Source organism: Micromonospora trifolii (assembly GCF_050516465.1).
Classification (GTDB): Bacteria; Actinomycetota; Actinomycetes; order Mycobacteriales; family Micromonosporaceae; genus Micromonospora; species Micromonospora trifolii.
In genome coordinates, this window is sequence record NZ_CP191526.1 from 5,049,609 (window position 1) to 5,066,570 (window position 16,962).

At 73.0% G+C, this 16,962-nt stretch carries 14 protein-coding genes; 6 read left to right on the forward strand and 8 right to left on the reverse strand.

Features of this window, described 5'->3' with window-relative positions:
• Window positions 1–84 precede the first annotated feature (84 nt).
• The 4 genes from ACQRWP_RS23390 to ACQRWP_RS23405 are packed head-to-tail and all read left to right on the forward strand — an operon-like array spanning window position 85 to window position 3,238.
• The gene (locus ACQRWP_RS23390) at window positions 85–1,149 is read left to right on the forward strand and encodes an ABC transporter substrate-binding protein (protein ID WP_430497728.1); all 1,065 of its coding nucleotides are present in this window, start codon (window positions 85–87) and stop codon (window positions 1,147–1,149) included.
• On the forward strand, window positions 1,146–1,925 hold the full coding sequence (locus ACQRWP_RS23395) for an ABC transporter ATP-binding protein (RefSeq protein ID WP_430497730.1): 780 nt from the start codon (window positions 1,146–1,148) through the stop codon (window positions 1,923–1,925). Before ACQRWP_RS23390 ends, ACQRWP_RS23395 begins: the two co-directional genes overlap by 4 nt.
• Window positions 1,915–2,799 carry an ABC transporter permease gene (locus tag ACQRWP_RS23400; protein WP_430497732.1) on the forward strand — a complete coding sequence of 295 codons (885 nt, stop codon included), beginning with the start codon at window positions 1,915–1,917 and terminating at the stop codon, window positions 2,797–2,799. The genes ACQRWP_RS23395 and ACQRWP_RS23400 overlap by 11 nt, the downstream gene beginning before the upstream one ends.
• 1 nt (window position 2,800) lies before the next feature.
• Window positions 2,801–3,238, forward strand: coding sequence for an RrF2 family transcriptional regulator (locus tag ACQRWP_RS23405; protein ID WP_430497734.1), 438 nt, complete (start codon window positions 2,801–2,803; stop codon window positions 3,236–3,238).
• 107 nt (window positions 3,239–3,345) lie between these two features.
• On the opposite strand, the gene ACQRWP_RS23410 is transcribed toward ACQRWP_RS23405, so the two are convergent.
• The 7 genes from ACQRWP_RS23410 to ACQRWP_RS23440 all read right to left on the reverse strand — a co-directional run bounded on the left by ACQRWP_RS23410 (window position 3,346) and on the right by ACQRWP_RS23440 (window position 14,464).
• Complete coding sequence (locus tag ACQRWP_RS23410) at window positions 3,346–3,546, reverse strand: hypothetical protein (RefSeq protein WP_091406170.1); 201 nt, start codon at window positions 3,544–3,546, stop codon at window positions 3,346–3,348.
• A 244-nt stretch (window positions 3,547–3,790) separates the two neighbouring features.
• Window positions 3,791–5,104 carry a DEAD/DEAH box helicase gene (locus tag ACQRWP_RS23415; protein WP_410821922.1) on the reverse strand — a complete coding sequence of 438 codons (1,314 nt, stop codon included), beginning with the start codon at window positions 5,102–5,104 and terminating at the stop codon, window positions 3,791–3,793.
• Between the two features lie 227 nt (window positions 5,105–5,331).
• Window positions 5,332–5,535 carry a transcription antiterminator/RNA stability regulator CspE gene (cspE, locus tag ACQRWP_RS23420; RefSeq protein ID WP_007464836.1) on the reverse strand — a complete coding sequence of 68 codons (204 nt, stop codon included), beginning with the start codon at window positions 5,533–5,535 and terminating at the stop codon, window positions 5,332–5,334.
• 226 nt (window positions 5,536–5,761) lie between these two features.
• Window positions 5,762–9,211 (reverse strand): ATP-dependent helicase, encoded by a 3,450-nt coding sequence (locus ACQRWP_RS23425; RefSeq protein ID WP_430497738.1) that lies wholly within the window; start codon window positions 9,209–9,211, stop codon window positions 5,762–5,764.
• Window positions 9,212–9,290: 79 nt separating this feature from the next.
• Window positions 9,291–12,860: an ATP-dependent helicase gene (locus tag ACQRWP_RS23430; RefSeq protein ID WP_430497740.1), complete on the reverse strand. Its 3,570-nt coding sequence runs from the start codon at window positions 12,858–12,860 to the stop codon at window positions 9,291–9,293.
• Between the two features lie 192 nt (window positions 12,861–13,052).
• The gene (locus ACQRWP_RS23435; protein ID WP_430497742.1) at window positions 13,053–13,598 is read right to left on the reverse strand and encodes a TIGR00730 family Rossman fold protein; all 546 of its coding nucleotides are present in this window, start codon (window positions 13,596–13,598) and stop codon (window positions 13,053–13,055) included.
• Window positions 13,598–14,464 (reverse strand): TIGR00730 family Rossman fold protein, encoded by an 867-nt coding sequence (locus ACQRWP_RS23440; protein ID WP_430497744.1) that lies wholly within the window; start codon window positions 14,462–14,464, stop codon window positions 13,598–13,600. Before ACQRWP_RS23440 ends, ACQRWP_RS23435 begins: the two co-directional genes overlap by 1 nt.
• Window positions 14,465–14,618: 154 nt before the next feature.
• On the opposite strand from ACQRWP_RS23440, the gene ACQRWP_RS23445 reads away from it, so the two are divergent.
• Entirely contained in the window at window positions 14,619–14,786 is a 168-nt protein-coding gene (locus ACQRWP_RS23445) for a hypothetical protein (protein WP_430497746.1), read from the forward strand.
• Window positions 14,787–14,836: 50 nt separating this feature from the next.
• Here the strand turns inward: ACQRWP_RS23445 and dapE are convergent, their stop codons facing one another.
• Window positions 14,837–15,910 (reverse strand): succinyl-diaminopimelate desuccinylase, encoded by a 1,074-nt coding sequence (gene dapE / locus ACQRWP_RS23450; protein ID WP_366340704.1) that lies wholly within the window; start codon window positions 15,908–15,910, stop codon window positions 14,837–14,839.
• A gap of 78 nt (window positions 15,911–15,988) precedes the next feature.
• On the opposite strand from dapE, the gene dapD reads away from it, so the two are divergent.
• On the forward strand, window positions 15,989–16,948 hold the full coding sequence (gene dapD, locus ACQRWP_RS23455; RefSeq protein ID WP_091406183.1) for a 2,3,4,5-tetrahydropyridine-2,6-dicarboxylate N-succinyltransferase: 960 nt from the start codon (window positions 15,989–15,991) through the stop codon (window positions 16,946–16,948).
• Window positions 16,949–16,962: the final 14 nt, after the last annotated feature.

A 16,962-nucleotide genomic window follows, 5' to 3' on the forward strand; every position in this document is an offset into this window, starting at 1 on the left:
CCATGTGGATGGGTCTTGACGCTGGTCGCAGTCTGGCCCACTCTTCCTACCAACTAAGTAGGAATACTGCGGATTGGACGGACGATGAGACGGCTCCCCCTGCGCCGGTTGGTCACCCTGGCCACCCTCGCCGTGGTCGGCGCGGCGACCCTGGGCAGCACCGCCGCGTGCGGCGACGACAGCGAGGGCGCGGGCGGCAGCTCCGGCCCGGTGACGCTGCGCCTCGGCTACTTCCCCAACATCACCCACGCACCGGCGGTCGTCGGCGTGGAGAAGGGCATCTTCGCGGAGAAGCTCGGCACCAACGTCAAGCTGGACCCGAAGACCTTCAACGCCGGCCCGGCCGCCATCGAGGCGGTCTTCTCCGGCGCACTGGACGCCACCTACATCGGTCCGAACCCGACCGTCAACGCCTTCTCCAAGTCCAAGGGTGAGGCCGTCCGGGTCATCTCCGGCGCGGCCTCCGGCGGCGTGGCGCTGGTGGTCAAGCCCGGCATCAACGGCGCGCAGGACCTGAAGGGCAAGAAGATCGCCACCCCGCAGCTGGGCAACACCCAGGACGTGGCGATCAGGTACTGGCTCAAGCAGCAGGGCCTCACCACCACCAAGGAGGGTGGTGGTGACGTCAAGATCGTGCCGCAGGAGAACGCCCAGACCGTCGAGACGTTCAACAGCGGCGGGATCGACGGCGCCTGGGTGCCCGAGCCGTTCGTCTCCCGCCTGGTCAACGCCGGCGGCAAGGTGCTGGTCGACGAGCGCGACCTGTGGCCGGACAAGAAGTTCGTCATCACCAACCTGCTGGTGAGCACGAAGTTCCTCAAGGCGCACCCGGACGTGGTGCAGAAGCTCGTCGACGGCCAGGTGGCCGCCAACGAGTTCGTCAACACCAAGCCGGAGGAGGCGCAGCAGGCCATCTCCGACGCGATCGGCAAGATCACCGGAAAGCCGCTGGACCTGAAGCTCATCAAGCAGGCGTGGCCGACGTTGGAGTTCACCAACGACCCGATCTCGTCCTCGCTCAAGGCCGGGCTCGACCACGCCGTCGACGTGGACCTGACCGAGCCGGTGGACCTCAAGGGCCTGTACGACCTGAAGTACCTCAACAACGCGCTCAAGGCGCAGGGCAAGCCCGAGGTCGTCCAGCCATGACGTCGACCACGACGACGCCGGGGAACGCGACCACCGCGGTCGCGCTCTCCGGCGTGACCAAGGTGTACGGGCGCGGGACGAACGCCGTCCTGGCCCTGGACGGTGTGTCGCTGGACGTCGCGCCCGGCGAGTTCGTCTGCCTGGTCGGCGCGTCCGGCTGCGGCAAGAGCACCCTGCTCAACCTGGTGGCCGGGCTGGACCGGGTCAGCGGTGGGCAGATCACCCTGGCCGGCGACGCCAACCCGGGCCTGATGTTCCAGGAGCCGGCGCTCTTCCCGTGGCTGACCGTCGACGCCAATGTGGAGGTGCCCCTCAAGCTGCGCCGACTGCCCCGGGCCCAGCGTCGCGAGCGGGTCGCCGAACTGCTGCGCACGGTGCACCTGGCCGACTTCGGCCGTAAGCGCCCGCACGAGCTATCCGGCGGAATGCGGCAGCGGGTCGCACTGGCCCGCACCCTGGCCCTGGACACCCCGGTGCTGCTGATGGACGAGCCGTTCGGCGCGCTGGACGCGATGACCCGGGACATCCTGCACGACGAGCTGGAACGGATCTGGTCCGAGCGCAAACTCTCGGTGCTCTTCGTGACGCACAACGTCCGCGAGGCGGCCCGGCTGGCCGACCGGATCATCCTGCTCTCCAGCCGACCCGGCCGGATCATCTACTCCGCCGAGGTGAACATCCCGCGCCCCCGCCGGATCGACTCCCCCGAGGTCGCCGCCATCGCCGCCGAGGTCACCGAGCGGCTCCGTACGGAGGTGGGCCGCCATGGCCAGTGACACCCTCACCAGTTCGGCGCGTACCGACGCGCAGATCTCCGGCCTCGACGCGCTGGAGATCGCCGGCCGGGACAAGGAGGTCTCCCGGGGCGCCCGGATCTGGGCGGCCACCTGGCCCAAGCTCGCCGCGCTGGCCATCGCCATCGCCGTCTGGCAGATCGTGGTCTGGACGGGCTGGAAGCCGCCGTACTCACTGCCGCCGCCATTGGAGGTCGGCCGCGAACTGGTGGCCCAGGCCCAGGGCCCGCAGCTCTGGGACGGCCTGCTCACCACGCTGCAACGGGCCGCCCTCGGGTACGTCTTCTCGGTCGCCGTCGGCCTGCTGCTGGGCCTCGCGGTGGCCCGGTCCACGGTGCTGCGCGCCGCCATCGGCTCGATGATCACCGCGTTGCAGACCATGCCGTCGATCGCCTGGTTCCCGCTGGCCATCCTGCTCTTCGAGCTGAGCGAGAAGGCGATCTTCTTCGTGGTGGTGCTCGGCGCGGCGCCGTCCATCGCCAACGGGGTGATCTCCGGCGTGGACTACGTGCCACCGCTGCTGGTGCGCGCCGGCCGCAACCTGGGCGCCCGAGGGCTCAACCTCTACCGGTACGTCATCGCGCCGGCCGCCCTGCCGGCGATCGTCGCCGGCCTCAAGCAGGGCTGGGCCTTCTCCTGGCGCAGCCTGATGGCCGGTGAGCTGCTCGTGAGCGGTATCTCGCAGACCTCGCTCGGCGCCCAGCTCACCTACTCCCGTGAGTTGTCCGACGCACCCTGGCTGCTCTCCACGATGATCGTCATCCTGGTCGTCGGCCTGGTCGTGGACGCCGCGTTCGGCGCGGCGGACAAGGCGATCCGGCGCCGCTGGGGCGTACTGGACCAGGCTGGTCAGTGACGTGTTCGTCTCCGCGCGCAGCGACTACGCGCTCCGGGCGATGCTCGCCGTCGCCGCCGGTGGTGGCGGTGGCGACGGCGACCGGGTCGGCGAGTTGGTGAAGGCGGCCAGCCTGGCCGAGGTGCAGGACATCCCCCTCAGCTTCCTTCAGGGCATCCTGCTCGACCTGCGCCGGGCCGGTCTGCTGCACAGCCATCGCGGCGCCGACGGCGGGTACGCGCTGACCCGCCCAGCCGACGAGATCACCGTCGGAGACGTGCTGCGTGCGGTCGGCGGCTCGCTCACCACGGTGCGCGGTCTGCCGGCCGAGCGGGCCGGCTATCACGGAGTGGCCGCCGGGCTCACCGACGTCTGGCTGGCGGTGCACGGTGCGATCGCCACGGTGGTCGACAGCACCACCCTGGCCGACCTGCTCACCCACGCCCCCACCACCTCCTGAGCCGCGAAGGCGATGTGGTCGGGCCGGTGCCCCGCCGACCCGACCACACCTCGTACCGATCCTGACCGGGCCTGCCCCTCCGCCGGCACCGGTAGGCCGGTCGCTGCTCAGCCCACGTGTGCGGTCGCCGGGCCGAGGCCCGGGTCGCCAGGGCTGTGCAGCTCCACCAGACCGGCGGGAGCGTTACCCGCCGGGGTGGCATGCCAGGGCGCGAAGGCCGCAACCATGGCGAGCAACAACCCGGCCAGCGCGACCGCGACCACCAGGATCAGTTCACGCAGTGCGCCCGAGCCGGCTTCGCCCGCCATGGTCACCCCTCCCGAGCCGGGCCCCCCGCCCGACTTCCCCCGTCGGTCAGCCTCGACCACCACCGGCCGGGGCGCAGTCGGCCAGCCGACCCAGCGGAGGCTGATTACCGACTCAGCAGAGGGGCCACCCGGCGCGGCCGGCTGACCGGTCGGACCGCACGGACAGCCGACCGGCCCGGAACACCAAGCAGACAAAACCGACCCGCCCCGCCGAAGCGGGACGGGTCGGTCGACGCGCAGAAGATCAGACGGTACGGGGGCGACGCGGGCGACGGGACCGGCCCGACGCGCGGTGCGCCGGCCGGGCGCCACCGTCGGCGGCCGAGCCGCCGGAGGTACGGGCCCGAGAGACGGGCGCCGGCGGAGCGACGATGGTCACCGGCACACCGGACGGCTCGCGGGCACCGGTCACCCGGGCCAGCGCCCCATCACCCAGGCGCACCTGGACCGACTCGGGCCGGATGCCGGCGGTGGCCATCAGCCGGGACACGTCCCGGCGCTGCTCCGGTAGGACCAGGGTGACCACGGAACCGGACTCGCCGGCCCGGGCGGTACGGCCGCCCCGGTGCAGGTAGTCCTTCGCCTCGGTCGGCGGGTCCACGTTGACCACCATGTCCAGGCCGTCCACGTGGATGCCACGGGCCGCCACGTCGGTGGCGACCAGGGCGGTCACCTGGCCGTTGCGGAACTGCTCCAGGATCCGGGTGCGCTGCGGCTGGGACTTGCCACCGTGCAGCGCGGCCGCGCGTACGCCCTTGGAGAGCAGCTGGCGGGCCAGCCGGTCGGCGCGGTGCTTGGTGCCCATGAACAGGATGGTGCGGCCCTCACGGGCGGCGATCCGGGTCAGCGCGTCGGGCTTGTCCAGCGCGTCGACGTGCAGCACGTGGTGGGTCATCGCGGTGACCGTCGCGGTGCCCGGGTCCACCGAGTGGGTCACCGGGTTGCTGAGGAAGCGGCGGACCAGCCGGTCCACACCGCCGTCCAGGGTGGCGGAGAACAGCATCCGCTGCCCCTGAGGCGCGACCTGCTCCAGCAGCTTGGTGACCTGCGGCAGGAAGCCCATGTCGGCCATCTGGTCGGCCTCGTCCAGCACGGTGATTTCGACCTGGTCGAGTCGGGCGTCGCCACGGTTGATCAGGTCGTGCAGCCGGCCGGGGGTCGCGACGACCACCTCGGCGCCGGCGCGCAGAGCGTCCGCCTGCCGCTGCAACGACAGGCCGCCGACGACTGTGGTGCAGCGCAGCCCGACAGCGCGGGCGTACGGGGCCAGCGCGGTGGTGACCTGCTGGGCCAGCTCGCGGGTCGGCACGAGCACCAGGGCCAGCGGGCGACCCGGCCGGGCCTTACGGCCGGCGGTGCGCGACAGCAGCGGAAGCCCGAAGGCGAGGGTCTTGCCGGAGCCGGTACGACCCCGGCCCAGCACGTCCCGGCCGGCGAGCGAGTCGGGCAGCGTCGCCGTCTGGATCGGGAACGGCTCGGTGATGCCCTGCGCGGTCAGCGCGGTGAGCAGCGCCGGCGCCAGACCGGTATGAGCGAACGAAGGAATAACTGTGGTCATGCGGAAACGAGCCTTCCTCGACGCGGAACGTGTCGAGGGAGGGCGCCGAAGTCGGCGCTGTCAACCGGCGGCGCAAGGCAGCCAGGACTCACAAGCACGAACCGATTGGAGTACGGGCCGGCCCGCCGCCGGGCCGCCGCCTGCGTAAGCAGGCGGCGGCGGGGCGGGCCGGTCCCGTCACCGTCACACCCGGAGGGCGCGACAGGTAATGCTGACCGATCCGAAGATCAGAGCGGGCGGATGTTCTCCGCCTGCGGGCCCTTCTGGCCCTGGGTCACCTCGAACTCGACCCGCTGGTTCTCGTCCAGGCTCCGGTAGCCGGAGGACTGGATCGCCGAGAAGTGGGCGAAGACGTCAGCGCCGCCGCCGTCCGGGGTGATGAAGCCGAAGCCCTTGTCAGCGTTGAACCACTTCACGGTGCCAATAGCCATGTGTTTCGTCTCCTTGACGGAACGTCGGACACGCACGTGTTGCGTGCCCGAAGAGGAGCGCTCCGCGCGGGGATGCGCGAATCGCCTGTCGCTTCTGGTCGCCCCGCCCGGAGAACTCCGGACACAACAAAGAGCGCCTGGGGCCACAATCCCGCCAGGCGCACACAGAGTCTCTGGTAACCAAAACTGCAACCCGGTCAACCTACCACGGTTTTCCCCGCCATGGTCAATGTTGGGCAGAATCTTCGGGCAACTGGACGATCATGGCCGTGAGGCCGGTCACATCCAGCAGGTCGGCGGGCCGGACGGTCACCCCGTGCCGGACGTAGTGGAACGCCGCGCCCACCATGTCGACCGGCACGCCGGCCAACTCCGCCCAGGCCAGCCGGTACACGGCCAGCTGCACGGCGGCCACGTCGGCCGCCGGCCCGGTGGGCTGCGCGCCGGTCTTCCAGTCGACCACGTCGAACCGACCACCCGGCCGGGCGAAGACCGCGTCCATCCGGCCCCGCACCACCACTCCGGCGATCACCGTGGCGAACGGCACCTCCACCTCCACCGGTGACCGGTCGGCCCACTCGCTGGCCAGGAACCGCTCCTGAAGCTCGACCAGAGCCTCGTCGGGTGCGGCATCGGCGTCGGCCGCGCCGGGCAGCTCGTCCAGGTCCAACAGGCGGTCGGCGCCGAAGCGCTGCTCCAACCAGGCGTGGAAGGCAGTGCCTCGACGGGCGTACGGGTTGGGTTCGGCCGGCACCGGGCGACGCAGCGTACGGGCCAGCGCCGCCGGATCGCGCCGCAGCGCGACCAGCTGGGTGACGCTCAGCGCCCCGGGCAGCGCCACCTCGACCGCACCGGAGAGCCGGGTCAGCTCGGCGCGCTCCGCCAACAGCAGGTCCGCCTCACTCTGCCAGCGCGCCACCTCCGGATCCACCTCCGGCTCGACCGGCTCGGCCCGCTCGACCGGCTCGCCTGGCTCGGCCGTCGACCCGGTCGGCGTGACCGGCCCGGCGAGCACCGGCCCAACCGGCCCGGGGAGCGCCGCCGGACCGTCGGCCATCAGGCGACGCACCAGCCCGGCCGCCTCGGCCAACGCCGGCCGGCGACCGCCCAGCGGGTCGGCCGGCCACTCGGCGCGGAGCACCACCTCGGCCGTGGGGTTCGTCGCGTCGGGAGTCGGCTCCGGCGTCCACGCGTCGATCAGGTGCCCCGGCCCGCCGTCGAGGCAGGCGTCGTACACCTCACGCAGGAAGACCGACGGACCTCGCGGTCGCTTCGTGCCCTCCCCCCACCAGTAACCGGAGCAGAGCAGCAGCCGGCGCGGCCGGGTCACCGCCACGTACGTCAGCCGGCGTTCCTCCCGCTCGTCGTGGGCCCGCCACGCGTCGGTGAAGTCGGTCACCGCCCGCGCCACGGCCCGCTGGTCCCCCGCCTCGTCGAGCGCCAACTCGGGCAGCCCGTCGGCGTCGCCGCGCAGCGGGAACGGCAGCACGCCCAGCCCACCCAGCCAGTGGTCGGAGTTGCGGACCGGCCCCGGCCACAGCCCACGGCTGAGCCCGGCCACCGCCACCACGTCCCACTCCAGGCCCTTGGCGGCGTGCGCGGTGACCACCTGCACCGCGCCCTCCACCACCTCGACCTCGCCCGGCGCCAGACCACGCTCCTCGTCCTCGGCGGCGGCCAGGTAGGACAGGAACCCGGACAGGGTCGCCCCGGGCGTCTCCCCGCTGAACCGCGCCGCCACGTCGCCGAGCGCGTCCAGATGCCCCCGGGCCAGGCCCGCGTCACCGGCGCCGTCCCGGCCGGCCCGCACCGCGACCTCCACGTCCAAGCCGATGGTCCGCTCGATGTCCGCGATCAGGTCCGGCAGCGCCTGGTCCAGTCGGTAGCGCAGCAGCGCCAACTCCCGGCCGTACGCGCGCAGCCGCGCGAACCCCTCCGCCGAGTACGCCTGCGCCGGCCCGAGGTCGGCCAACGCCTCCACCAGAGTCGCCTCGTCCAACAGGTCGGGGCTGATCTCCGAGGCCTCGTCGGCGGCCACCTGTCGCCGGGCGTTCGCGATGGCCCGGGCCCGCCGGTGCAACGCCACCAGGTCACGCGGCCCGATCCGCCAACGGGCGCCGGTGAGCAACCGCAGCAGCGCGGCGCCATCGGTCGGGTCGGCCAGCACCCGCAGCGTGCAGACCACGTCGCGTACCTCGGGGGTGTCCAGCAGGCCGCCCAGTCCGACCACCTCGACCGGTAGGCCCCGCCCACGCAGCGCCGACTCGATCGCCGGGATCTGGCTGCGCACCCGGACCAGCACGGCGGTCGTCGGGCGGCGGGCCACCGGGATGTGTTCCGGGGCCACCCCCGGCATCCCGGCCGCCCCGCGCCAGGCGGCGAGCACGCTGTCGGCGATCCAGTCGGCCTCGTCGGCGTACGTGGGCAGCATCGCGCAGTGCACCGTGCCGCCGGCCGCGCCGCCCGGGCTGCGGTGCGGGATCGGGTCCCGGACGGTCAGCGCGGAGCGCAGCTCCGGCACCCGGGCACCCGCCGCCCGCAGCGGGGTGGAGAGCGCGTTCGCCACCCGGAGGATCTCCGGGCGGTTGCGCCAACTCGTGGTGAGCCCCAGCGCCGGGGCCGGCTCGCCGTTGGCGCGGGCGAACTCGGTGGGGAACCGGTCCAGGGTGCCCGCGCTGGCCCCCCGCCAGCCGTAGATCGACTGGCACGGGTCGCCCACCGCGGTCACCGGGTGCCCGCCACCGAACAGCGCGTTGAGCAACACCACCTGGGCGTGGCTGGTGTCCTGGTACTCGTCGAGCAGCACCACCCGGAAGCGGTCCCGCTCGATCACGCCGACCCCCGGGTGATCCCGGGCCACCCGGGCCGCCCGGGCGAGCTGGTCGGCGAAGTCCATCGCCTCGAAGGCCTCCTTGCGCCGGGCGTACGCCCGCACCAGCGGCAACAGGCGCAACCGGGTCTGTTGGAGGGTGAGCGCCTTGCGCACGTCGGCGTACACCCGACCCGGCCGGGACTGCACCTCGGCGAAGAACCGACCGGTCCAGGCCGCCAAGTCGTCCGGCGCGACCAGGTGCTCGTCCAGCTCCCCGGCGAGCGCCAGCACCGCGTCGGTGATGGTGCTCGGCATCCGGTCCACCTCGGACATGTCGCCGTCGTAGTTGCGCACCAGCAGGTCGACCAACTGCCAGCGGGACGCCTCGGTGAGCAGCCGGGTGGACGGCTCGTAACCGGCCCGCAGCCCGTGCTCGGTGACGATCCGCCCCGCGTACGAGTGGTAGGTGGAGACGGTGGGCTCACCCGCGAGCGGGTCGTCCAGCGGGTTCCGTTCCTGCCGGCCGAGTCGACGGATCAACTGGTCGAGCCGGGTCCGTACCCGATGGGCCAGCTCGCCGGCCGCCTTGCGGGTGAAGGTAAGCCCGAGGATCTGCTCCGGCCGCACGTACGAGTTGGCCACCAGCCAGACCACCCGCGCGGCCATCGTCTCGGTCTTGCCCGACCCGGCGCCCGCTACCACCAGCAGCGGCTCCACCGGGGCGGCGATGATCGCGGCCTGCTCGCGGGTGGGCGCCGGCAACCGCAGCAGCTTGGCAAGCTCCACCGGTGTGTACCGGGGGCCGGAGTCCGCGAGTCGGGGCGTCGGCGCGGGACCCGCGCCGAACAGGGTGGGCTGACTCACCGTGCCGTCTCAGTTCCCAACACCGGCGCACTCCTCGCCCTCACGGGTGCCGTCCCAGGTCGCGACTGGGCTCGCACGCTCACTCCTCGCCCTCACCTGCGCGTCGGACGGTGGGCGGCTCGACGACCTGGCGACCCTGCCCGGAGACCGGGCAGCTGGTGCGCACCGGGCAGACCCGGCACTTCGAGTTGGCTACCGCGGCGAACGTGGCGGCTGCCATCGTATCGGCGGTCCGCCGGACCAGCGCGGTCGCCCAACCGGCCGCCGGCCCTTCGCTGGCGGCCGGCTGATTCTGCTCCCTGGCGTCCTTGGCGGAGGTGCCGAGCTGCACCAGCGCGGCACCCCCGGACTCGTCACCGAACTCGGCGAACGCCCCCGCCTCCACCGCCGCCTGGTAGGCGCCGAGCTGCGGGTGCTCCGCCAGGTCGGTGCCGGTGACAGCTGTGGACTTGCCGGTCTTCAGGTCGATCACCACGAGCCGCCCGGCCTCGTCGATCTCCAGCCGGTCGACCCGACCGGTCAGGTCGATGGGCCGACTCGGGTCGTCCAGGCGGACGGCGAACTCGTGCTCGATGGCGAGCAACCGGCGCGGATTGGTTGCCAGCCAGCGCAGCAGCTTGTCGACCATCGCCTCGGCGCGTTCCCGCTCCGGCCCGGCCATCCACCGGGCCGCAAGCTCGATCGCGTCGAACCGGGCGGCCACGTAGTCGAGCAGCGCGCCCCGGTCGGCGCTGGCGTCCTCGGCGAGCATCGCGGCGGCGTGCACCAGGTTGCCCACTCCCTGCGCGGTGCTGGTCGGGCCGCTACCGCCGTGCCGTTCCAGCAGCCAGCGCAGGCTGCACCGCAGCGCGCTCTCCATGGCCGACGGGGTGACCCGCACCGGGTCCCCGTCGTCGACGAGCGGCCGGTCGTCGGAGAGCACCCGCAACCCCCACCAGTCGTCGGGGTGCGCGCCGGGCACGCCGGCGGCGGCGAGCCGGGCCAGCTCGGCCGCCGCGGCGCGCCGCCGGGCCGCCGGGGCGGCCGGGTCGGTGATGGCGGTACGCAGTTCCGCGACCAGCGCCGGCAGTGTGAGCGCCCGGGGTGGACGGGTCACCGGCAGCGCCCCAGGACGGTCCGGCTCCTCGTCGCCGGTCTCGCCCGCCGCAGCGCCCCCGGTGCCGCCGGAGGACGGCTCGGTGCGGGGACCGGGCGGCGGGCCGGGTGCTGTCGGCGGGGTCGGCGGCGGGGTCGGCGGGGTCGGCGGCGTCGGCGGCGTGCTCGGCGGCGTGCTCGGCGGCGGGGTGCTCGGGCCCAGCTCGTGCAGGAACCGGCTGGGCTGCTCCTCGTGGTCGTCGCCGCCGACGGCGGCCGATGCCACGGCGCTGACCAGCAGCCGGTGCCGGGCCCGGCTGATGGCGACGTGGAAGAGCCGGCGCTCCTCGTCCAGCAACGCCGAGGTCTGACCCACCACGTTCGCCGCGGTCGCGCCGTCGACCGACCGGCCGGCCAGCACGTCGACCAGTCGCTCGGAGCCGAGCAGGCTGCCGCGCAGCCGCAGGTCCGGCCAGATGCCCTCCTGCACGCCGGCCACCGCGACCAGGTCCCATTCCAGGCCCTTCGCGGCGTGCGCGGTGAGCAGGCGTACCGCCGCGCCCCGGTCGGCGGTCGGGGCGATGGTGTCGGCCGGCAGGTCCTGGGCGAGCACGTGGTCGAGGAAGACCTCGGTGCGGGCGCCGGGCAGCCGGTCGGTGAACCGGGCCGCCGCGTCGAAGAGGACCAGCACGGCGTCCAGGTCGCGGTCGGCCGCCTCGGCCCGCCGTCGCCGGGCCAGGTCGCCCTCGCCGGCCTCCGGACGCCCCTGGTTGATCGCGCCGGCCCACCGCTCGGCGAGACCACTGGCGTGCCAGACGGCCCAGAGCACGTCCTCGGCGGTCGCACCCGGGCGGGCGGCGGCTTCGCGTGCGATGGCCAGCAGCCCGGCCACCGCCTGCGCCGGCTCCGCCCAGCGCCGCTCGATGCCGGCCAACTCCTCCGGGTCCTGCAATGCCTCGACGATCAGCTCCCCGGAGGGGCGTCGGTCACCGCCGGCCAGCGCGAGCGCGCGCAGGCCCTGCCGCAGCCGCCGCTCGGCCAGCGGGTCGGCCCCGCCCAGCGACGAGTGCAGCAGCGCGACTGCGGCCTCCTCGTCGAGTCGTTCCGGCTCCAGCGCGCAGCGCAGCAGGAGCAGCAGCGGCGCGACCGCCGGTTGCAGGTGCAGGGGCAGATCCTCACCGTGCACCACTGTGGGTACGCCGGCAGCGTGCAGCGCCCGTCGCAGGGTGGGCAGCTGCAACGCGGTGGACCGCACCAGCACCGCCATCCGGGACCAGGGCACGCCGTCGAGCAGGTGAGCCGAGCGCAGCGCGTGGGCCAGCCAGGCGGCCTCGCTGGTCGCCGAGCGGAAGGTGTGCACCTCGACCACGCCGGGCGGCGCGTCCGGCAGGGGGTGCAGCCGACGGTGTGCGGCTGGACCCCGCAGTCGGCGACCCAGCCGGGCGATCGCGGCGAGCAGACCCGGCCCGGCCCGGTACGACGTGGTCAGCAGCACCTGGGCGGCCGGCGCACCGGAAGCCGTCCGGAACCGGTGCGGGAACGTCGCCACCCCGGCCGGGTCGGCGCCCCGGAAGGCGTACGTGGAGGAATCCGGGTCGGCGAACGCGACAAGCGACTTGCCACCGCCGGCGATCACCGAGAGCAGCTCCAGTTGGGCGGGGTCGGTGTCGGCCAGCTCGTCGAGGTAGACGTACGCGAGCCGACGACGCTCGGCGGCCAGCAACTCCTCGTCGTCGCGCAGCAGCCCGGTGGCCGCCCGGACCAGCTCCGCCGGGTCGTACGCGATGGAGCCCCGGTTGCTGACGTCGCGCAGCGCGAGCACGGCGACGTACTCCCGCAGGAAGCGGGCTGCGGCCGGCCAGTCGGCGCGGCCGAGTTTCTCACCCAGCCGGGCCAGGTCGACCGGGCCCACGCCGCGCTCGGCGGCGCGCATGAGCAGGTCGCGCAGTTGGCCGGCGAACGCCCGGGTCCGCAGGGCGGGGCGCAGGTCGGTCGGCCAGCCGACCGGGTCGTCCTCGGGCTCCTCGCCCACCACGTCCAGCAGCTCACGGATGATCAGATCCTGCTCGGGGCCGGTGAGCAGCCGGGGCGACGGTTCGCCCCGCTCGGCGGCGGCACGGCGGAGCAACCCGAAGGCGTACGCCGGGAAGGTGCGCACCAGCGGCTCGCGCAGCACGCGGTGGCCGTCCTGCGCGATCCGGGCCTCGATGCGCTGTCGCAGCGCTGTGGCGCTTCGGCGGCCGAAGGTCAGCACCAGGATCCGTTCGGGGTCGGCCCCCTCGGCCACCCGGGCGGCGACCGCCTCGACCAGCGTGCTGGTCTTGCCGGTGCCCGGGCCGCCGAGCACGAGCATCGGCCCGTCGGTGTGCCCGACCACCTCGGCCTGCACCGGGTCGGCCCGCCAGCCGCCGCCACCGATCGGCAGCTCGGGCCCGGCCACGCCATCGGGCCCACCCGACGCGCCGACAACGCCCACTGACGTGCCGCCGTTGGCGGGCACGGAGGCGCTGTCAGGCGTCGTCCCGTCCCCCCGCGCCGGCCCTCCGGGCCGCCGCACCAACCGGTACGCCTGCATCAGCTCATCCCATCAGACCCATACGACACCCACCCACCCAAACCCCACCCTCACACCGCACCCCATCCACCCCCGTCGATCATGAGGTTAGCGGCGCGACACGCCGACAGCGACGTCGCTAACTCCATGATCACCGCGGACCGACCGGGGTGGGCCGGGGTGGGCCGGGGTGGGGTGGGGTGGGGTGGGCGGTCAGGTTAGGTGGGATTCCAGGACGTTGAGGGCCTCGGTGACGGTGGTGGTGACCGCCAGGAGGTCGCGGCCGGCGGGCTTGAGGAAGGTCTGGTCGGCCAGCGCGTCCAGCCAGTCCAGCAGGGGGCGGTAGAACCCGTCGGTGTCGATCAGCACCATCGGCTTGGTGTGCAGGGCGAGGGTGGCGGTGGTCCAGACCTCGAACAACTCGTCCAGGGTGCCCAGCCCGCCGGGCAGGGTGAGGAAGGCGTCCGACTTGTCGATCATCAGGGTCTTGCGGCTGGCCATCGAGTCGGTCACCAGCAGCTCGTCCGAGGCCAGGTCGGCGACCTCCAGGTCGACCAGCGACTGCGGGATCACACCGACGGTGCGCCCACCGGCGGATCGGGCGCCGTCCGCCAGCGCGCCCATCATGCCGACGCAGCCACCACCGCTGACCAGCGTGTGGCCGCGCCGGGCCAGCTCCGCGCCGGTCTCGGCGGCCAGGTCCAACCAGCGCTGATCGAGGGTACGAGAGGAGGCGCAGAAGACGCAGATCGCCGCCATCAGTCGTGGTCCCGGGGCTGCTCGGCGGCCTGTTCGGCGGCGGCGTGCTGGTCTGCGCCGGTGCGGGCGACAGCCTCCTCGCGGACCGCCTCCTGCTCGGCGGAGAGCGCGGCCTCCGCCGAGACGATGTACCGGACCGCCTCGTTGACGTCGTCGGTGAGGCAGATCAGGTCCAGGTCGACCGGCCCGATCTTGCCGGTGGCGGCCATCGTGCCGCGCAGCCAGTCCAGCAGGCCCTGCCAGTAGGCGACGCCCATCAGCACCACCGGGAACCGAGTGACCTTGCCGGTCTGCACCAGGGTGAGCGCCTCGAACAACTCGTCCATGGTGCCGAACCCACCGGGCAGCACGACGAACGCCTGGGCGTACTTGACGAACATCGTCTTGCGGGCGAAGAAGTAGCGGAAGTCGATGGCCAGGTCGACCCAGTCGTTGATGCCCTGCTCGAACGGAAGCTCGATGCCGAGCCCCACGGAGAGCCCACCGGCCTCGCTGGCGCCCCGGTTGGCGGCCTCCATCACCCCGGGCCCACCTCCGGTGATCACCGCGTAGCCGGCTCGGGCCAGTGCGCCGCCCACCTGCTCGGCCAACTGACACTCGGCGCTGTCCGGCGCGCTGCGCGCGGAGCCGAAGACGCTGACCGCGGACGGCACGTCGGCGAGGGTGTCGAAACCCTCGACGAACTCGGCGAGGATGCGCAGCGCGCGCCAGGCGTCCTTGGTCTTCCAGTCGCCCCGACCCCGTGAATCCAGCAGTCGCTGGTCGGCGGTGCTGCTCGGGATCGCCCCCCTGCGCAGGGTGACCGCACCGCGATGCCGCTCCTGTCCCGGACCGCGACCGGCCTCCCGCCCGTTGCTCTGGCTCATGGGGCAACCGTAGTGGAGCAGCACCGCTCGGGTGCGCGGGGCGGGGACGCCGAGAAATTGTTCGGGATCATGGGCAACTATTCGGCGCTCCCGTACGTCTTACTATTCACATACCGGGTATGCCCCGGCGCGCGCCTTCGGGGGAGGAGACAGCGTGATCAGCAACAGCGAGATGATCCGGATCCGTCGCCAGATGCAGCGACGGATCCGAGACGTGGTGGCCGAACGCCGCCGCATTCGCCAACAGAACCCAACCCCCACCTCCCCCACCCCCTCCGGGACCGATCAAGAGGTTTGCGTCGCCGACAACGGGCCAGGCTGACGCAAACCTCTTGATCACCGGGACGACCGGACGCGACGGGGCGACCAGGGTCAGGCCGGGGCCAGCCAGCGGTGCAGGGTTGCCGCGCCGTCGCGGATCTTGCTGATCTCGACGTGCTCGTCGGGGTGGTGGGCGAGGTTCGGGTCGCCCGGGCCGAAGTTCAGCGCGGGGATGCCCATCGCCGCGAACCGGGCCACGTCCGTCCAGCCCAGCTTGCCGATCGGCGCGGCGCCGACCGCCGCCAGGAACTCCTTCGCGGGGGCCGCGTCGAGCCCGGGCGCGGCACCGGCAGCCGTGTCGGTGACGGTCACCTCGAAGCCGGCGAACACCTCACGCAGGTGCGCCTCCGCCTCGGCCGGGGTGCGGTCCGGGGCGAACCGGTAGTTGACCTCGACCTCACAGTGATCGGGAACCACGTTGCCGGCCACCCCACCGTTGATCCGCACCGCGTTCATGCCCTCGCGGTAGTCGCAGCCGTCGATGGTGACCCGACGTGCCTCGTACGTCTGGAGGCGTCGCAACACCTCGCCGGCGGCGTGGATGGCGTTCACCCCGTGCCAGGAGCGCGCCGAGTGGGCGCGTACGCCGGTCGTGGTGACCACCGAGCGCATGGTGCCCTGGCAGCCCGCCTCGACGATGCCGTACGTCGGCTCCAGCAGCACGGCGAAGTCCGCCTGCAACCACTCCGGGAACGCCTGGGCGACGAGGTTGAGCCCGTTGTACCGGGACTCGATCTCCTCGGCCTCATAGAAGAAGTACGTCACGTCGTAGCGCGGCTCGGGCAGCGTCACCGCCAGGTGCAGGGCGTACGCGGTGCCGGACTTCATGTCGGAGGTGCCGCAGCCGTACATCAGGTCGCCGCGCATGGTCGAGGGGAAGTTGTTGTTCAACGGCACCGTGTCGAGGTGCCCGGCCAGCACGACACGCTGCGACCGACCGAGGTCGGTGCGCGCCATCACCGTGTTGCCGTGCCGGTGGGTGGTCAGGTGCGGTACGCCCCGCAGCACCTCTTCGACACAGTCGGCGATCGCCTTCTCGTTGAGGGACACGGACTCTATGTCGACCAGAGCGCGGGTCAGCTGCACCGGATCGGCGAGGACCTCGGGGGTCAGCGGGTTCTCCATGGTTCGCACGGTACCTTCAGGTCTGTCAGCGCGAGGAGCGAGCCGAGGTCAGCCCGGCCGTGACCGAGAGGTGTAACAGTGACGTCCGCAGATTCCGCCTGGGGCATCGGCCTGGCTACGGTCACCGCCGACGAGCAGGTGCTCGATACCTGGTACCCGACCGGCAAGCTGGGCCTGGGCGAGCTGCCGCTGGTCGCCGGCGAGGACAAGGCGGACGTGCTCGACCTGCCGCCGGCCGCGCTCGGTGACCGGTCCCTGCCCGGTCTGCGTACCGTGCAGGTGGTCACCGTGATCGGCTCGCTGGACGACCCGATCAAGGACGCGTCCGACGCGTACCTCCGGTTGCACCTGCTCTCGCACCGCCTGGTGCGACCCAACCAGCTCAACCTGGACGGCATCTTCGGCAAGCTGGCCAACGTGGCCTGGACGTCCGCCGGGCCGTGCCCCCCGGAGCGGGTGGACGAACTGCGGGTGATCGAGCGGGCCGCCGGCCGGCACCTGGCGGTGTACGGGGTCGACAAGTTCCCCCGGATGACCGACTACGTGGTGCCCTCCGGTGTGCGGATCGCCGACGCCGACCGGGTCCGCCTCGGCGCCCACCTGGCCGCCGGCACCACAGTGATGCACGAGGGCTTCGTGAACTTCAACGCCGGCACCGTCGGCACCTCGATGGTCGAGGGGCGGATCGTGCAGGGCGTGCTGGTCGGCGACGGCTCCGACATCGGCGGCGGGGCCTCCATCATGGGCACCCTCTCCGGCGGTGGCACCGACAAGATCAGCATCGGTGAGCGGAGCCTGGTCGGCGCGAACGCCGGCGTCGGGATCTCGCTCGGCGACGACTGTGTGGTCGAGGCCGGCTGCTATATCACCGCCGCGTCGAAGATCACGCTCCCCGACGGCCGGGTGGTCAAGGCCCGGGAGCTGTCCGGCGTCGACGGCCTGCTGTTCTGGCGCAACTCGGTCACCGGCGGGCTGGAGGCCCGGCCGCGCACCGGCCGGGGCATCGAGCTGAACGCCGCCCTGCACGCCAACGACTGACGGACCCGTCCGGG